Genomic DNA, 15,537 nt, shown 5'->3' with positions numbered 1-15,537 from the left:
AAGTCGTCTCGCGGTGCGTAGCATCGACACCACAGTCAGCAAGGAGTGTGCCCCATGTTCGAGAGATTCACGGACCGTGCCCGGCGGGTGGTGGTGCTCGCGCAGGAAGAAGCGCGGATGCTCAACCACAGCTACATCGGTACCGAGCACATCCTGCTCGGTCTGATCCACGAAGGCGAAGGAGTGGCCGCCAAGGCCCTCGAGTCGCTCAACATCTCCCTGGGCGCCGTGCGCGAGCAGGTCCAGGAAATCATCGGTCAGGGTCAGCAGACCCCGTCCGGCCACATCCCCTTCACGCCGCGGGCGAAGAAGGTCCTGGAGCTCTCCCTGCGCGAGGCGCTCCAGCTGGGCCACAATTACATCGGCACCGAGCACATCCTGCTGGGGCTGATCCGCGAGGGCGAGGGCGTGGCCGCCCAGGTGCTGGTGAAGCTCGGCGCGGACCTGAACCGGGTTCGCCAGACCGTCATCCAGCTGCTCTCCGGTTACCAGGGCGGTGCCGGCGGCAAGGAGACCGCAGGCGCCGGCGTCTCCGCCGGCGGCCAGTCCGAAGGCGCCCCGGCCGGCTCGGTGGTCCTGGACCAGTTCGGCCGCAACCTGACCGCCGCCGCCCGCGAGGGCAAGCTGGACCCGGTCATCGGGCGTGCCCTGGAGATGGAGCGGGTCATGCAGGTGCTGTCCCGCCGCACCAAGAACAACCCCGTGCTGATCGGTGAGCCCGGCGTCGGCAAGACCGCCGTGGTCGAGGGCCTGGCCCAGGCCATCGTGCGCAACGACGTCCCGGAAACCCTCATGGACAAGCAGCTGTACACGCTGGACCTCGGCTCGCTGGTGGCCGGTTCCCGCTACCGCGGTGACTTCGAGGAGCGCCTCAAGAAGGTCCTCAAGGAAATCCGCACCCGCGGGGACATCATCCTGTTCATCGACGAGATCCACACCCTCGTGGGCGCGGGTGCCGCCGAGGGTGCCATCGACGCCGCATCGATCCTGAAGCCGATGCTGGCCCGCGGCGAACTGCAGACCATCGGTGCGACCACCCTGGACGAGTACCGCAAGCACATCGAGAAGGACGCCGCGCTGGAGCGGCGCTTCCAGCCGATCCAGGTCAACGAGCCCTCCGTCGAGGAGACCACCGAGATCCTCCGCGGACTGCGTGACCGTTACGAGGCACACCACCGGGTCTCGATCACGGATGAGGCCCTGAAGTCGGCGGCCACCCTGGCTGACCGGTACGTCTCGGACCGCTTCCTGCCGGACAAGGCCATCGACCTGATCGACGAGGCCGGGGCGCGGCTGCGCATCAAGCGGATGACCACGCCGCCGGAGATCAAGGAATTCGAGGCCCGGATCGCCGAGGTCCGCGCCGAGAAGGAGGCCGCTATCGACGGCCAGGACTTCGAGGGTGCTGCCAACCTGCGCGACCAGGAGCAGAAGCTCACGGACGAGCGCAACCAGAAGGAAGAGGAATGGCGGACCTCCGTCACCGAGGGCATCGCCGAGGTGGATGACGATCTCATCGCCGAGGTGCTCTCCACCTCCACCGGCATCCCGGTCTTCAAGCTCACCGAGGAGGAGACCGACCGCCTGCGCAACATGGAGGCCGAACTCCACCAGCGGGTCATCGGCCAGAACGAGGCGATCAAGTCGCTGTCCCAGGCGATCCGCCGGACCCGCGCGGGCCTCAAGGATCCGAACCGGCCCTCGGGCTCGTTCATCTTCGCCGGGCCCACCGGCGTCGGCAAGACCGAGCTGGCCAAGGCACTGGCCGAGTTCCTGTTCGGTGATGAGGAAGCCCTCATCACGCTGGATATGTCCGAATTCCAGGAGAAGCACACCGTCTCCCGTCTCTTCGGTGCCCCTCCCGGCTACGTGGGTTACGAGGAAGGCGGCCAGCTGACGGAGAAGGTCCGCCGGCGCCCGTTCTCCGTGGTGCTGTTCGACGAGGTGGAGAAGGCCCACGCGGACCTGTTCAACTCGCTGCTGCAGATCCTGGAGGACGGCCGTCTGACCGACTCCCAGGGCCGCGTGGTGGACTTCAAGAACACCGTGATCATCATGACCACGAACCTCGGCACCAAGGACATCTCCAAGGGCGTCATGACGGGCTTCCAGTCCGCCGCGGACACCCAGACCGGGTACGACCGGATGAAGGGCAAGGTCCAGGAGGAACTGCGCCAGCACTTCCGGCCGGAGTTCCTCAACCGCGTGGATGACGTGATCGTCTTCCCGCAGCTGTCCAAGGCCGAGATCGTGCAGATCGTGGACCTGTTCATCGCGCGCCTGCAGAAGCGCCTGGACGAGCAGGAACTCACCATCAGCGTGTCCACCCCGGCCAAGGAGTTCCTGGCGAATCGGGGTTACGATCCGGCCATGGGCGCACGCCCGCTGCGCCGCACCATCCAGCACCTGGTGGAGGACCAGCTCTCCGAGCGGATCCTCTTCGGGGAGATCACGCCCGGTTCCGCCATCAGCGTGGGCCTGGAAGGCGAGGCGGAGACGGCCAAGCTCACCTTCACCGTCGCCCACCAGCCCGAGGCCCTGGAAGCGGCTCCGGAACACCCGGAGATCGAGGCATCCACCTCCGGGCAGTAGGAGTCGGCCCCGCCGTCAGCCCGGACCCGGGCTAGACGGGAGCTGATGCCGAGAGGACCCGCCCGGGGTGGGGGGGTCCTCTGCCGTCGTAGGGGGGCGATGATCCCGCTGCCACAGTCCTACACTGAACTGATGGACTCCACTGAACTCGTCATCCGGCCCGCGCGGACACAGGACGTTCAGGCCATTCGCGCCCTCGTGGAGCCCCTGGCCCGTGACCGCGTGCTGCTGCAGAAGGAGGCCGTGGCCTACTACGAGGCCATCCAGGAGTTCATGGTGGCCGAGGCGCCGGACGGCACGCTGGCGGGATTCGGCGCCCTCCACGTGATCTGGGAGGACATCGCCGAGGTGCGCACACTGGCCACATCGAGTCGGTGGCGAGGCCACGGGGTGGGCCACCGCCTCCTGGACCGGCTGCTGGAGCGGTCCCGCGCCTTGGGAGTCGCGCGGGTGTTCTGCCTGACGTTCGAGGTCGACTTCTTCCGCCGCCACGGATTCGAGGTGATGGCAGACCAGTCCGTGGTCGACCCGGAGGTCTACTCGGAGCTGCTGCGCTCCCAGGACGAGGGCGTGGCCGAGTTCCTGGACCTGGCTCGGGTCAAGCCCAACACCCTCGGCAACACCCGCATGATCGTCTCCCTGTAGCCACAGCTCGGGGTGCCGTGCTTGACTGCAGGGGCAAGGGCTGGCAGGTGCCGGCCGTCCACCGACGCGAGGAGGAGACCATGGGTACCGGAGATCGCTTTGAGAACAAGGCTGACGAGGTCAAGGGACAGGCCAAGCAGGGTCTGGGCGAGGCGACGGACAACGATCGTCTGAAGAACGAGGGCCGGGCCGATGAGGCCAAGGCCGGGTTCAAGGACAAGGTCGAGGACGTCAAGGACGCCGCCAAGGACCTCTTCGGCGGAGACAAGAAGAACTGACCCACGCTGTCGCTGGAGCCACGGCCGGCCGTCGAGACGGTCGGGTCGGGTTCTGGCACCGGGCGGCCCGGGGGCCCTCAGCCAGGCAGGCTGAGCAGGGCCTCCGGGCCGTTGCCGTTCCGGACGGCCAGACCGTCTGACACCAGGCCGTCCACACACCGCTCGTACTGGGCGGACTCGGGGCGATGCGCGCCCAGGGTGCCGGCCGACGTCGTGAGTGCGGGAACGGCGGAGAGCGTCACCGAGCCGCGGTCCCGGAGCAGGGCCATGACCGCACCGCGCACCTGGCGGTCGGTGCCGGCCCAGGCCTGGCCCGTGGGCTTGTAGTGCGGCTCCGGCATGCCGGCCGCCCGCCAGGCGCAGAGCTCCGCCACCGGGCAGAGTCCGCACTGGGGGGAGCGGGCCGTGCAGATCAGCGCCCCCAGCTCCATCACCGCGGCATTCCATCGGCACGCCTGCTCCGGATCCTCGGGCATGAGGTCCCGGGCCAGGGCCATCTCGGCGGTGGTGAGGGACTTCTCCGGCAGCGCGCGGCCGGAGACCATTCTGGCCTGGGCACGGCGGATGTTGGTGTCCACCACCACCTCGGGCTGATCGAAGGCGAAGCAGGCGACCGCGGCGGCCGTGTAGGCGCCGACGCCGGGCAGGGCGAGGAGATGGTCGGCACGATCCGGCACCCGGTTCCCGTGCGAGTCGGCGATCTCCACTGCGGCAGCCTGTAGCCGGAGTGCCCGCCGCGGATAGCCCAACCGGCCCCAGGCGCGGATGACCTCGCCCGGTGGCTCAGCGGCCAGGTCCCTCGGTGTGGGCCAGCGTTCCATCCAGGCCGTCCAGACGGGCAGCACCCGCACTACCGGGGTCTGCTGCAGCATGATCTCACTGACGAGGACGCCCCAGGGGCTGCACGCAGGATCACGCCACGGCAGATCACGGGCATGGACGGAGAACCAGTCGTTGACCCGGTGGTGAAGGGTGGACGTGATCACCGGCGCAGACATGCCGTCTACTGTAGTGCGCCGGACGATCCTCGGCGTGGCCAGTCCGGGACCGGCCACCTCGGTCTCTAGGCTGGGGGCATGCCCGGTGAGACCCCCAACAACGACCTGCTGCGACCGCAATCGAGTGCGGTGTACCGCCGTCGCCGGCTGGTCGCCCTGGTGCTGCTCGTGGTGGTCCTGGCGATCGTGGTGGGGCTGGTCTGGTGGCTCGTCTCGCTCTTCCGGCCGGCCACCGGCGAGGGCGCCCCCGCGCCGGCATCGACCCCGGGCGTGGCCGCCACCCCCTCCGGCGAGGCCCCGGCGTCGCCCTCGGCATCCGCCACGGGGACCGCACCCGACTCCGGCCCCACCGACGAGGCCGGCGAAGACCCGTCGCCCTCGTCCACCGGGGAGGCAGCGGCCACGGGCAATTGCCCGGCCGGGGACATGGTGATCTCCGCGGCGACGGACCAGCCGACGTATGGGGAGGGGGAGGAACCCGTCCTGGAGTTGCGCGTGGACAACACGGGTGAGGAGCCCTGTGAGGCGAATCTGGGCACCACGCAGCAGGTGTTCACCGTGTACTCCGGCTCGGACCGGATCTTCTCCACGGAGGACTGTCAGGTGGACGGCCAGGACGCCCTGGTGGAGATCTCCCCGGACGAGCAGGAGCGTGCCCGGTTCACCTGGCCGCGTGTGCGCTCCGCCGAGGAGTGCGGTGAGACCACCTCGGAACCCCGCAGCGGCACCTACCGCCTCGAGGTGTCCCTGGGAGAACTCAAGGCCCAGCCGGTGACGTTCAACCTGCAGTAACCGGGCTCAGCCCCTGCGGCCATCCGACTCAGGAGGCCCAGTCCTTCATGGTCTCCAGGGCTTCCGTCAGCGTGCGGACCTCGGCCACCGCCACACCGTCCGGCAACTCACCCAGCGGCTCGGGAGACTTCGGCACCACCGCGCGGCGGAACCCCAGCCGGGCGGCCTCGCGGATGCGCCGGCCGATGCCGGGCACGGGGCGGACCTCCCCGGCCAGCCCCAGTTCCCCGAAGGCGATCAGGCCCTTGGGCACCACGGCATTGAGCTTGGCGCTGGCGATGGCCAGGGCCGCCGCCAGGTCGGACGCCGGCTCGGTCAGCCGCACCCCGCCCACGGTGGCCACGTAACAGTCGTCCTGATTCAGGGGGAACCCCGCACGGCGCTGCAGGACGGCCAGGATCATGTTGATCCGCGCTGAGTCCAGCCCGCTGACCGTCCGGCGCGGGCTGCCTTGCCCGGAGGGTGTCAGCAGGGACTGGACCTCGGCCACCAGGGGGCGCCGGCCCTCCAGGGTCACCGTCACGCAGGTGCCCTCCACGGGGTTCAGGGTCCCGGACAGGAACAGTCCGGAGGGGTCCTCCAGGGAGACGATGCCGGCGTCCCCCAAGTCGAAGCAGCCCACCTCGTCCGTCGGCCCGTAGCGGTTCTTCACGGCCCGCACCAGGCGCAGGCGTGAGTGCCGCTCACCCTCGAACTGGCACACCACGTCCACCAGGTGCTCCAGCAGGCGGGGACCGGCGATGGAACCGTCCTTGGTCACATGGCCCACGAGCACGGTGGTCATGTTCCGGCCCTTGGCCTCGTTGATGAGGCTGGCCGCCACCTCGCGCACCTGGGTGACGCCTCCGGCAGTGCCGTCCACGGACTGTGACTGCAGGGTCTGGACGGAGTCCACGATCAGCAGGTCCGGCTCGGCCTTCTCGATCTGGCCGAGGGCCCGGCCGAGATCCGTCTCGGCCGCCAGGAACAGGGTGTCGGCCACCGCGCCGATCCGGTCGGCACGCAACCGCACCTGGGCCGCGGACTCCTCCCCGGTCACGTACAGGACGGACCGCGTGGACCCCTCCGGACGGCGGTGCCGGGCCACCTTGGCGGCCACGTCCAGCAGCAGCGTGGATTTGCCGATGCCGGGCTCGCCGGCCATCAGCACCACGGCGCCGGGGACCAGTCCGCCGCCGAGCACCCGGTCCAGTTCCGACACCCCGGTGGTGTGGAAGCGGGCCTGGGAGGCATCGATCTCACCGATGGGCACGGCCGGCGTCGCGACCGTGGCGGCGGGGGTCCGGCCGGACGAGGCATCCGCGCCGGCCTCGGTCACCGTGCCCCAGGACTGACACTCGCCGCACCGCCCCACCCACTTGGCGGTGGTCCACCCGCACTCGCTGCAGCGGTAGCCGGGGTTCGCACGTTTGCTGGTCTTCGTCGCCATGGACCCAGGCTAGCGCCGCGCACGGACACGCTGACTCGCAGGGCCGGTGCAGAGGCCGACTGAGCGCCGAACTCAGAGGCGGGGCAGGTACCCGACAGCCTCGTCGTGGGAGGCGCCGGTGGCCTCGATGAGGTCGACCATCATGGGGCGGAGCAGCATGACGAGCGCCTCGGCGTGCAGTGTGGTGGCCCCCAGCTCGGCTGGGTCGAGCCGCGCGGCCGCCCCACCGAGGGCGCCCCGGGCCACGGAGAGCGACTTGTGCCGACCGGCTGCCGCAGGCTCTCCCAGGGACCGGCCCAGGATCCCGACGGCGTCCGCGGCCTCGTCGAACCAGTCCGCCAGCAGCCCGGTCCCCTCGTCGTCCAGGGCGCCGTTGTCGATCACGCTGATGACGCGGCGGGCGACGACGCGCATGCTCCGCACTGCCAGATCGGACATCTCCACGGTGTGGGCCGTCTCGTCCAGCTCCGGCCGGGCGCGGCGCTTGGTGGGGGAGAAGGTGGCCAGTTCCCGGGCATTCTTGACGTCCTTACGCAGGTTCTCCACGTCGGTCTGCGTGCCCCGGCAGGCCACCAGGCCCATCCACGCCGTCCGGGACTCATGGGAGCGCAGCGCCTCCGAGCAGTCGCGGAGGGCGCCCGTGAGCGTCCCATACAGGTCCCGCAGGCCCGTGGCGGCCTCCTTGCGCAGATTCTTCGGCATCAGCAACGTCACCACGAGGGCGATAAAACCGCCGACGACGGCATCCTGGCTGCGAGTGAACGGCCCACCCTCCGCTGCCGGCAGGAGCACCACCAGCACGGATTGCAAGCTCATCTGCAGCGTGAAGGTGGCCCCGGAGTCAATGAACCGGGCGACGAGGATCGACGTGTAGACCACCAGCACGGCCTGCCAATAGCCCTGGCCCAGCACGGCCTGCATGAGGTCGCCGATGAGGATTCCGAGGGTACAGCCCACGGCTACCTCGAGGACCTTGCGGACCTTCGGGTCACGGTTGAAACCCAGGGCGATGAGCGCGGCGGTGGCGGCGAACAGGGGGTCCTGGTGGCCCAGGACGAGCTCGGCGAAGACATAGGCCAAGACGGCGCACAGGGCGGTCACGGCGGCCGGGGCCAGGCTGGAGCGGACGCGGGAGGCGCCGGAGCGTGCCCGGCGGGTGGCGAAGGACCACGTGCGGGCCCACCACTGCCGTGCCTTCGTCACCGTCCTCGTCCAGGAGGAGCCGGACGCGGGCTGCTGCTCCATGCCGACTAGCTTAGGCCGGACCGGCCGGCGCGGCGGACGATCGGCCGAGACAGCGACCGGGGCCGGGGCGGGGCCGTCACCACGGGACCGGTCGCAGGGTCCTGGTGGGACGCTGACGGGGTCCGGGGCAGAGTGAGATTACTCACGCTGTGAAGCCTTCGGGCGGAGCGGGGACTTCCGCGCCGTTACTGGCCTGCCCGCCCGTCGGGGCGGTGGTGCCGCATCCGGTGCCGTGGGCTCGTTAAGCTCGCGTTAATCTTGCACCGACCCTCGCGTCACCTTGCCCCCTTAGCTTTCTCATGGATCGAGGCCACCGGCATCCCTGCCCTGCTTCGTCAGTTGCCACTCGGACAAGCAGTGGTGAACGGCCTCGCCTGCACTGTCATCGAACTCGAAAGAGGCAATTCCTTGAAGGCTCTTCGCATCGGGCGCTACGCCGCCGTCCTGTCTGTCGCCGCTCTGGCCCTGACCGCCTGCGGCGGCAATGGGGAGTCCGAGTCCTCCGCTCCGGCCGGCTCCGAGTCGGGCGCACCCGCTGAGGTCTCGGGCACCCTGATCGGTGGTGGCGCCTCCTCGCAGGAATCCGCCATGACCGCCTGGACCAACGGCGTCACCGAGGTCTACCCGGACCTCTCCGTCCAGTACGACCCGGTGGGCTCCGGCGCCGGCCGCGAGGGCTTCCTGGCTGGCCAGTACTCCTTCGCCGGCTCCGACGCCGCGATGGACGAAGAGGAGATGGCCTCCGCCGAGGAGGTCTGCGGCCCGGAGGGCGTCTTCCACGTCCCGTCCTACATCTCCCCCGTCGCCGTCGCCTTCAACCTCGAGGGTGTCGACGAGGTCAACATGGATGCCGAGACCATCGCCCAGGTCTTCACCGGCGAGATCACCACGTGGAACGACCCGGCCATTGCCGACCAGAACCCGGACGCCGAGCTGCCGGACACCGACATCACCGTCGTGCACCGCGCGGATGACTCCGGCACCACCGAGAACTTCACCGACTACCTCACGGCCGCGGCTCCGGAGTCCTGGACCTACGACGTCGTGGAGACCTGGCCCTCCGACATCACCGCCGAGTCCGCTCAGCAGACCTCCGGCGTGGTCTCTCTGGCCCAGTCCACCGACGGTGCCATCACCTATGCCGATGCTTCCCAGATCGGCGAGCTCGGCACCGTGGCCGTCCAGGTCGGCGAGGAGTATGTGCCGTACTCCGCCGATGCCGCTGCCGCCGCCGTCGAGAAGGCTGCGCCGGGCGAGGCCGGTGCCGTCGAGCTCGACCGCACCACCACCGAGGCCGGCGTCTACCCGATCGTGCTGGTCTCGTACCACATCTTCTGCAACCAGTACCAGGACCAGGAGACCGCTGATACGGCCAAGGCCTTCGGCGAGTACGTGGTGTCCGAGGACGGCCAGATGGTCGCGGAGGAGTCGGCTGGCAACGCCCCGATCTCCGAGGCCACCCGCGAAGCCGCTCTGGAGTCCATCCAGGCCATCTCCGTCCAGGGTTGATCATCGCCGGTTCCGGCCGGTGCTGACCGACCTCTCGGCACAGCCGCCGACCCTCTCAAGGGGGGGGTCGGCGGCTGTGCCATGCTTGACACGCTATCCATCCCTGAGGTGCGGGCCCCGGGTCCGCACCACGAACTCCGAGGAGAGTTACTGTGACTGAATCAGTCACTGAGCCGGCGAAGAAGTCGTCGCTCACGGCCTCGCGCGGCGGCGCCGCCGGGGACAAGGTCTTCTCCGGCCTGGCCCTCGCGGCCGGCGTCGTCATCCTGATGGTCCTGGCGTTCGTCGCAATCTTCCTGGTGGTCGAGTCTCTGCCGGCCCTGTGGCCGGAGGTCTTCTCCGATGAGGAGTCCATCGAGAGCGCGGACACGTTCTGGCAGTACGTCTGGCCGCTCATGGCCGGGACGCTGATCGCGTCCATCATCGCGATCCTGCTGGCCACCCCGGTGGCGGTGGGGATCGCCCTCTACATCTCGCACTACGCCCCCAAATCGGTGGCGACCCCGGTCGGCTACGTCATCGACCTGCTGGCGGCCATCCCGTCCGTGGTCTTCGGCGCCTGGGGCATGACCACGCTGGCCGGGGGCGTGGTACCCCTCTACAAATGGCTGCACGAATACCTCGGCTGGATCCCGCTGTTCGGCGGCGATGCCGGCAACACCGGCCGTGCCCTGCTGACGTCCGCGATCGTGCTGGCCGTGATGATCCTGCCGATCATCACGTCCCTCTGCCGTGAGATCTTCATCCAGACCCCGAAACTGCACGAGGAAGCCGCCCTGGCGCTCGGTGCCACCCGCTGGGAGATGATCAAGATGACGGTCTTCCCGTTCGCCCGGGCCGGCATCATCTCCTCGATCATGCTTGGTCTGGGCCGCGCCCTCGGCGAGACCATGGCCGTCACCCTGGTGCTCTCCCCGGGCATCTTCTCCTGGAGCATCATCACCTCCGGGCGGAACGCGACCATCCCGTCTGAGATCGCGTTGAACTTCCCCGAGGCCTTCGGCATGCGCCAGTCCGAGCTGATCGCGGCCGGTCTGATGCTGTTCATCATCACCCTCGTGGTCAACATGATCGCGCGCTGGATCGTCAACCGGCACAAGGAATTCTCGGGAGCGAACTGATGTCCACCTCAACTGACACCACCGTGCGGGGCGCCCCGCAGCCGGGCGGACCCAGGAAGAACTCCCTGACCGCCGGCCAGATGCCGCGCTGGACCTGGATCGCCGTCGCGATGGGTGCGCTGGTCCTCGCAGCCGGCCTCACGGCCCTGCTGGGCGGCGGGTCCTTCAGCTGGACCGGCTGGCTGATCTTCTCCGCGATCCTCTACATCGTCGGCATGTATGTCACCACCTATGTCATCGAGAACAAGCGCCGTGCCACGGACGGCATTTGGCGCAACCTCGTGTGGTCCGCCTTCATCCTGGCGCTCATCCCGCTGATCTCCGTGGTCTGGACCGTGTTCGCCAACGGCCTGCCCACCCTGTTGGCCAATCCGCAGCTGCTCTGGACGGACATGGACGGCGTGACCGGCGCGGACGACATCGCGACGCAGAACGAGGGCGCCTCCCTGCAGGGCGGGTTCCTCCACGGCCTCGCCGGCACGCTGATGATCACGCTGATGGCCACGATCATCTCGGTGCCGATCGGCCTGCTGACCTCGATCTTCCTGGTGGAGTACAGCCGGGGAGGCTGGTTCTCCCGCTCCATCATCTTCTTCGTGGACGTCATGACCGGCATCCCCTCGATCGTGGCCGGCCTGTTCGCCTTCGCCGTGATGGAGATGTTCATCACCACGTTCATCGGGGAGTCCCCGAGGCACGTCCAGATGATCAAGATGGGTCTCACGGCGGCCATCGCCCTGTCCGTGCTGATGATCCCCGTGGTGGTCCGGTCCACCGAGGAGATGCTCCGGGTGGTCCCGAACGAACTCCGGGAGGCGTCCTACGCCCTCGGTGTGCGCAAGTGGCGGACCATCTTCAAGGTTGTCCTCCCCACGGCCATGTCCGGAATCGCCTCCGGCATCACCCTGGCCATCGCCCGCGTCACGGGTGAGACGGCGCCGATCCTGGTGACCGCGGGCTATGCGGCGGCCACCAACTGGAACCCGTTCAGCGAGTGGATGACCGCCCTGCCGGTGTTCATCTACCGCCAGCTGATGAACCCGACCGCGCCGGCGGCCGGCCTGCCCTCGGCGGACCGTGCCTGGGCAGCGGCCCTGGTCCTGATCGTCATCGTGATGCTGCTGAATCTGGCCGCACGCATCATCGCCAAGGCGTTCGCGCCGAAGAACTCCGGCCGCTAAGCCGAGCAGACCGAAAGACAGAGGAACGCACATGTCCAAGCGCATCGAGGCCATTGACCTCAACGTCTACTACGGCAGCTTCCTGGCTGTGGAGGGCGTCAACATCAACATCGAGCCGCGGTCCGTCACCGCGTTCATCGGCCCCTCGGGCTGCGGCAAGACGACCTTCCTGCGGACCATCAACCGGATGCACGAGGTACTCCCCGGGGCCCGCGCCGAGGGGCGGCTGCTCCTGGACGGCGAGGACGTCTACGCCACGGGCGTGGACCCGGTCACCGTCCGCACCCAGGTGGGCATGGTCTTCCAGCGCCCGAACCCCTTCCCCACCATGTCCATCCGGGACAACATCCTCGCCGGCCACAAGCTGAACGGCGCCCGGATGTCCCGGTCGGAGGCGGACGGGATCGTGGAGAAGTCCCTGCGCGGTGCCAACCTCTGGAACGAGGTCAAGGACCGCCTGGACAAGCCCGGATCCGGTCTGTCGGGTGGCCAGCAGCAGCGTCTGTGCATCGCCCGCTCCATCGCCGTGGAGCCGGACGTGATCCTCATGGACGAGCCCTGCTCCGCCCTGGACCCGATCTCCACCCTGGCGATCGAGGACCTGATCAACGAGCTGAAGAACGAGTTCACCGTGGTGATCGTGACGCACAACATGCAGCAGGCCGCTCGCGTGGCGGACAAGACGGCGTTCTTCAACATCGCCGGCACCGGAAAGCCGGGCAAGCTCATCGAGTACGACGAGACCTCCGTCATCTTCAACAATCCCGCCAACAAGCAGACCGAGGATTACGTCTCCGGCCGCTTCGGCTGATCGTCGTCGGTGGAGGCTCGTCTCAGAACAGCGGGCTGGCGGCGGCGGCGAGGATGAGCGCCACGGCAGCGGGCACCACCAGGGTCGCGAGCCAGTAGCCGATCACCCGCTGGACCTGCTGCCAGCGGACCGCGGTGTAGCGCTGGTTCTGGCCGGCGCCGAGAATGGTCGCCGCCGCGGCGTGGGTGGAGGACAACGGCAGGTGGAGGGCGAACGAGCCCACGAACAGCAGCCCTGCGCTGACGGTCGAGGCCACCGCGGAGCGCAGCGGGTCCAGGTGCACGAGCTTCTCCGTGAGGGTGTGGGCCACCCGCCACCCGCCGAACAGCGTGCCGATGGCCAGGGTGAGGCCGGCCGCCACGGGAATCCACCAGCCCATCGCATCGGGCCGGCCGATGGCGGTGAGGGCGATGGCCACCATGAAGGTCATGCGCTGGCCGGACTGCACGCCGTGACCGAGGGCGTTGGCGGCGCCGGTGATCGCCAGCCCCATGCGGGCGGTGTGGTTGACCGTGCCGGGCGCGGCATCGCGGGCCACCCAGGTGGCCGGCGTGACAAGGACCCAGGACAGGAAGCATCCCAGCAACGGTGTCAGCAGCAACCCCACCAGTATCGCGGTGACCAGCACGGGCGACGAGATCCCCTCGAAGGACGCGTCACCGGTCACGGTCAGGGCCATGCCGGCCCCGATGAGACCAGCGATGAGCGCATGCGTCATGGACACGGGCAGACCGCGCTGCCAGGCGAACCACCCCCACGCGAGCGCGACGGCCAGGGCGACGACGGCCATCAGCAGGCCCGGTCCGCCGTGGGGGATGGCCGGGGGGAGCTCCTGCCACACGGCGGTCAGCAGCCCGCCGGAGAGGATGCCGCCGCCGAGGTTCATCACGGCGGCCAGGAGCAGCGCCACGCCCGGGGTGAGGGCCCGGCTGCGGACGGGCAGGGCGATGGCGTTGGGAGCGTCCCGCATGCCGTTGAGCAGCCCGTACCCGAGCGTGAGGGCGAGGGCTAGGCACAGCAGGACCAGGACGAGGGGGGACACGTCCGTCAGGATTCCTGCACGAGGACGCTGCCGACGTGGACGGTGATCTGACGGACGGCGACGATGGCGGCATCCACGGCGTGCGCCGCCTCCCGCTGCCGGTTGTAACTGCGCTGCAGCAGGTCACCGGTCATCCCGGAGACCCATTCGACCATGACGCGCTCGGCACGCTTCGAGTTGCGCTGGAGTTGGATCCAGGTCTCCTCGAGGGCATCGAGGGTCCGGAACTGGGCGGTGGCCTCCTGGAGGAGTTCTGCCTGCCGACCCAGGGTCTCCAGGATGTCCATGGCCTCGGCGGGCAGCCGGTACTGCTCGGTGGAGACGATGAGCAGTCCGGCGTTGCAGACCTTCTCCACGGCGTTGTTGAGCCCGTCCGCCATCAGATAGAGGTCCTGGCGCGGCAGGGGGGTGATGAAGGAGCTGCGCAGGCTGGTGAGCAGAGCCATGTGGCGCACGCTGGACTCGCTGTCGATCTCCGACAACCGGGCGCTGACCTCCTCGGCAGCAGCCGTGGAGGAGCCCATCAGCTGGGCGACCTGGTGCACGGCGGCACCCAGACCCTCCGCCAGGGCCGCGAGGTGTTCGAGGCTGGCGGTGTCCGGGGCGAGGAGGGAGGACAGTGAGAGGTTCATCAAAGAAGAGGGTATCCCGCGAGAGGGGGCAGTGCCGGACCGGGAACGCCTCTCGGCGAGTGGCCGCTCGTAGCGGCAGAATATTGGAGCCCGGGGTTACCGCGGCCCGGCACCGGTATCCAGTGTGCGCGGTCGGGGGCGGGGATGTCCACCGGCGCCGGTGTTGTCAGCCATCGGCTCAATCGAGGGTGCCGCGGCGCCAGGCGGCCGCCGCCTCCTCGAGTTCCTCGGCGGTGCCCAGGAGCCGCTTGGCCTGACGCAGCAGGACGGCGGCCTGGGCCGGCTGTCCGGCTTCGAGCGCCTCGGAGTGGTGTGCCTGGCCCAGGCAGACCACCCGGCCGTAGGCGGCGGCCCGCTCGAGTGCCACGTCGAAGTCGCCGGTGAAGGCCCCGGTGAGGATGTCGGTCGTCAGTTGCTGCAATTCGCGGGCGCCGGGTGGTTCGACCGGCCCCGCCACGGCGCGGGCCACATGCGCCTCGTGGCCGGCGCGGTACCAGGCGGCCCACTGGGCGCCGTTGCGGACCGTCGCCGCGCGAAGGGCGTACAGCCTCCAGAGGGCGCCGCTCAGGGAGATCGCCGGGGCATCGGCCCACCACTGGGCCACGGTGTCGATCCCGGCCTCCTCGACCAGGCCGACCAGCCGCCGGACCGCGTCCTGGTCTGAGGTGGACCGGCCGCCCTCGACCAGGGCGCGGGCCAGCAACGCCGCGCCCTCGGCGGTGACGGCAGGGTCCGCACCGCCCTGGAAGGCGGCGAATTGATCCGGGGCGAACGGCCGGGGCCGGTGGTGGCGGACCGTGCCGGCCGCCGTCGAGCTCGGGGACCGGCCGGAACGGTTCCGGGAGGATGTCACGGGAGGGCCACCTTTCCGGGGATGGGGGTGTGTCTGCTCGGGGTCTCGGTGCGGCTCGGGACGTGATGCTGCAACGGGCGGCGCCACCGGGAGCCCCCTCCACGGTACGCCTTCACCGGCGGCACGGTCCCGTCTCCGGGCACCGGCCGAGCGGAGGCGTGGCGGGGACCGCCGTCCGCTAACATGGGACGCGGCCACCGGCTGGCCAGGGCCTTTAGCTCAGTTGGCAGAGCATCGGACTTTTAATCCGCGGGTCGCGGGTTCGATCCCCGCAGGGCCCACCGCGCAACGGCCCCTGAACCGGCATCAAGCCGGGTCAGGGGCCGTTTCGGTGCCCAGCACGAGAGGCGGCACGCCCCGCGTCCACGCCCGAACGCCGGCCGTTTCTGCCCTCCCGGCCCTGCGGATC

14 protein-coding genes and 1 tRNA gene are annotated in these 15,537 nt (G+C 69.5%); 9 read left to right on the top strand and 6 right to left on the bottom strand.

Features of this window, described 5'->3' with window-relative positions; genetic code table 11:
• Window positions 1–54 precede the first annotated feature (54 nt).
• The 3 genes from RUH65_RS07230 (at window position 55) to RUH65_RS07220 (ending at window position 3,515) form a co-directional block, all read left to right on the top strand.
• A complete protein-coding gene (locus tag RUH65_RS07230) occupies window positions 55–2,592 on the top strand; it encodes an ATP-dependent Clp protease ATP-binding subunit (protein ID WP_313816654.1) in 2,538 nt (845 codons plus the stop codon).
• A gap of 132 nt (window positions 2,593–2,724) precedes the next feature.
• Entirely contained in the window at window positions 2,725–3,237 is a 513-nt protein-coding gene (locus tag RUH65_RS07225) for an amino-acid N-acetyltransferase (RefSeq protein WP_313816653.1), read from the top strand.
• A gap of 80 nt (window positions 3,238–3,317) precedes the next feature.
• On the top strand, window positions 3,318–3,515 hold the full coding sequence (locus tag RUH65_RS07220) for a CsbD family protein (protein ID WP_313816651.1): 198 nt from the start codon (window positions 3,318–3,320) through the stop codon (window positions 3,513–3,515).
• Between the two features lie 77 nt (window positions 3,516–3,592).
• On the opposite strand, the gene RUH65_RS07215 is transcribed toward RUH65_RS07220, so the two are convergent.
• The gene (locus RUH65_RS07215; protein ID WP_313816649.1) at window positions 3,593–4,513 is read right to left on the bottom strand and encodes an A/G-specific adenine glycosylase; all 921 of its coding nucleotides are present in this window, start codon (window positions 4,511–4,513) and stop codon (window positions 3,593–3,595) included.
• 78 nt (window positions 4,514–4,591) lie between these two features.
• Between RUH65_RS07215 and RUH65_RS07210 the strand changes: the two genes are divergently transcribed.
• Window positions 4,592–5,305: a hypothetical protein gene (locus RUH65_RS07210; RefSeq protein ID WP_313816648.1), complete on the top strand. Its 714-nt coding sequence runs from the start codon at window positions 4,592–4,594 to the stop codon at window positions 5,303–5,305.
• 28 nt (window positions 5,306–5,333) lie between these two features.
• Here the strand turns inward: RUH65_RS07210 and radA are convergent, their stop codons facing one another.
• Entirely contained in the window at window positions 5,334–6,734 is a 1,401-nt protein-coding gene (gene radA / locus RUH65_RS07205) for a DNA repair protein RadA (protein WP_313816647.1), read from the bottom strand.
• A 72-nt stretch (window positions 6,735–6,806) separates the two neighbouring features.
• Window positions 6,807–7,979: an FUSC family protein gene (locus RUH65_RS07200; RefSeq protein ID WP_313816646.1), complete on the bottom strand. Its 1,173-nt coding sequence runs from the start codon at window positions 7,977–7,979 to the stop codon at window positions 6,807–6,809.
• Window positions 7,980–8,387: 408 nt separating this feature from the next.
• Here RUH65_RS07200 and RUH65_RS07195 point away from each other — a divergent pair, with 408 nt between their 5' ends.
• From RUH65_RS07195 to pstB, 4 genes are all read left to right on the top strand, one after another.
• The gene (locus RUH65_RS07195; protein WP_313816645.1) at window positions 8,388–9,488 is read left to right on the top strand and encodes a phosphate ABC transporter substrate-binding protein PstS; all 1,101 of its coding nucleotides are present in this window, start codon (window positions 8,388–8,390) and stop codon (window positions 9,486–9,488) included.
• A 152-nt stretch (window positions 9,489–9,640) separates the two neighbouring features.
• Entirely contained in the window at window positions 9,641–10,609 is a 969-nt protein-coding gene (gene pstC / locus RUH65_RS07190; RefSeq protein WP_313816644.1) for a phosphate ABC transporter permease subunit PstC, read from the top strand.
• A complete protein-coding gene (pstA, locus tag RUH65_RS07185; RefSeq protein WP_313816643.1) occupies window positions 10,609–11,790 on the top strand; it encodes a phosphate ABC transporter permease PstA in 1,182 nt (393 codons plus the stop codon). The genes pstC and pstA overlap by 1 nt, the downstream gene beginning before the upstream one ends.
• A 31-nt stretch (window positions 11,791–11,821) precedes the next feature.
• Window positions 11,822–12,601 (top strand): phosphate ABC transporter ATP-binding protein PstB, encoded by a 780-nt coding sequence (gene pstB, locus RUH65_RS07180; protein ID WP_313816641.1) that lies wholly within the window; start codon window positions 11,822–11,824, stop codon window positions 12,599–12,601.
• A 22-nt stretch (window positions 12,602–12,623) separates the two neighbouring features.
• Here pstB and RUH65_RS07175 read toward each other — a convergent pair whose 3' ends face one another.
• The 3 genes from RUH65_RS07175 to RUH65_RS07165 all read right to left on the bottom strand — a co-directional run bounded on the left by RUH65_RS07175 (window position 12,624) and on the right by RUH65_RS07165 (window position 15,128).
• Window positions 12,624–13,643, bottom strand: coding sequence for an inorganic phosphate transporter (locus tag RUH65_RS07175; RefSeq protein ID WP_313816640.1), 1,020 nt, complete (start codon window positions 13,641–13,643; stop codon window positions 12,624–12,626).
• Between the two features lie 5 nt (window positions 13,644–13,648).
• Window positions 13,649–14,275, bottom strand: coding sequence for a hypothetical protein (locus RUH65_RS07170; RefSeq protein ID WP_313816639.1), 627 nt, complete (start codon window positions 14,273–14,275; stop codon window positions 13,649–13,651).
• Window positions 14,276–14,453: 178 nt separating this feature from the next.
• The gene (locus RUH65_RS07165) at window positions 14,454–15,128 is read right to left on the bottom strand and encodes a hypothetical protein (RefSeq protein WP_313816638.1); all 675 of its coding nucleotides are present in this window, start codon (window positions 15,126–15,128) and stop codon (window positions 14,454–14,456) included.
• A 208-nt stretch (window positions 15,129–15,336) separates the two neighbouring features.
• Here RUH65_RS07165 and RUH65_RS07160 point away from each other — a divergent pair.
• Window positions 15,337–15,409, top strand: a tRNA-Lys gene (locus RUH65_RS07160).
• Window positions 15,410–15,537: the final 128 nt, after the last annotated feature.

The organism is Citricoccus sp. (assembly GCF_032154715.1).
GTDB lineage: Bacteria > Actinomycetota > Actinomycetes > Actinomycetales > Micrococcaceae > Citricoccus.
This window is presented reverse-complemented; position numbering and strand designations above follow the sequence as displayed.